This is a genomic window from Streptomyces sp. LS1784, assembly GCF_020103755.1.
Taxonomy (GTDB): Bacteria; Actinomycetota; Actinomycetes; order Streptomycetales; family Streptomycetaceae; genus Kitasatospora.
In genome coordinates this window covers 1-1546 of record NZ_JAHSQD010001025.1, presented here as the reverse complement: position 1 = coordinate 1546, position 1546 = coordinate 1, and the positions used below count along the sequence as shown (strand labels likewise).

Below are 1546 nucleotides of genomic sequence, written 5' to 3'. Positions count from 1 at the left end.
GCGCTGGTCGAGGGCGCCCGCCGGCACGAGGACGGGCCGGCCGGGGTGCTGCGCACGGACCCGCCGCTCAAGGCGATGCGCCGGCTCGCGGCCCGGGCGACCGAGGTCGGCGGGGTCGCGGTACCGACCGGGACGCAGGTCCTGCTCGACATCGCGGCCGCCCAGGCCGGGGCACCGGAGGGCGTCGCGCTCACCTTCGGCGCCCCGCCCCGGAGTTGCCCGGGACGTTCGCAGGCCATGGTCATCGCCGAGGGCATCCTGTACGGCGCCTCCGATCCGGCGGACACCGGGACACCGCCGGCGCCGGACCTCGACAAGACCGAACTCGCCGCCCTGGTGCCGGAGATGGTCGACCACGTGCTCACGCTGGCGGCCGGCTGGACGGCCTGGGGCGGCCGCCCGATCGTCAACGCCGACGGCCGAACCTACGCTCCGCACAAGGTGGTTCGCCGCATCACCGACCATCTGCTGGACCACCTGGCCGAGTTGGACGCCCGACTGGCCGGCGAGCCGACCGAGCCCGACCACTGGCACGCCTCCAACGTCACCACCCCGGCCGACCTCGCCCCGTTCACCACCGCCGACCTGGACGAGGCCCGCAGCCGGCTGACCCGGCTGGCCGGGATCTGGTCCCGGCGGGTCGCCGCGCTGCCGGACGGGCGACTGGACGACTCGCCGGGGGCGGGCTGGAGCTTCCGGCAGATCGTCTGCCACGTCTCCGGGGCCGGGTACTACTACGCGGACTCGGTCGGGAGCCTGGCGGGCGCGGCCGGCTGCCCGGTGGACGCGACCGGAAACCTCACGAACGAGCCGATGGAGACGACCCGATGACCCCCTTCGCCGCCCTGCACCACCGGCCCGGCCGCCCGCTGCTGCTCCCCAACGCCTGGGACCACGCCTCGGCCGTCGCCCTCGCCGCCCAGGGCCACCCCGCGATCGGCACCACCAGCCTGGGTGTGGCAGCCGTCGCCGGGCTGCCCGACGGCGCCGCCGCCACCCGCGCGGAGACCGTACGGCTGGCGCGCCGGCTCGGGCGTGGCGGCTTCCTGCTCAGCGTCGACGCGGAGTCCGGGTTCAGCGACGACCCGGACGAAGTCGCCGAGCTGGCCGTGGAGTTGGCGAAGGCGGGAGCGGTCGGCATCAACCTGGAGGACGGCCGGGCGGACGGCACGCCGACCCCGTCCGCCCGTCACGCCGCGAAGATCGCGGCGGTGAAGGCGGCCGTGCCGGAGCTGTTCGTGAACGCCCGCACCGACACCTACTGGTGCGGCCGGGGCGCCCCCGAGGCGGAGACGCTCCGGCGCCTGGACGCCTACCAGCGGGCGGGCGCGGACGGGGTGTTCGTCCCCGGGTTGACCGATCCGGCGGCCATCGGCCGGCTGGTCGGCGTGCTCGCCGTCCCGCTCAACATCCTCTGGACGCCGACCGGCCCGGGCCTCGCCGAGCTGGCCGGGCTCGGGGTGGCCCGGGTCAGCCTGGGCTCGCTGCTGTACCGCGCGGCCCTGGCGGCGGGGGTGGCCACGGCGGCGGCCGTCGCGGCGGGCGA

General features: G+C 76.8%; 2 protein-coding genes. Both read left to right on the top strand.

Annotated features, from left to right (window positions below; translation table 11 throughout):
* Positions 1–831, top strand: an 831-nt coding sequence (locus KS423_RS48325) for a hypothetical protein (protein WP_308020331.1), incomplete at its 5' end; no start/stop codon positions are given.
* Positions 828–1546, top strand: a 719-nt coding sequence (locus tag KS423_RS45315) for an isocitrate lyase/phosphoenolpyruvate mutase family protein (protein ID WP_224285490.1), incomplete at its 3' end; no start/stop codon positions are given. The genes KS423_RS48325 and KS423_RS45315, both read left to right, overlap by 4 nt.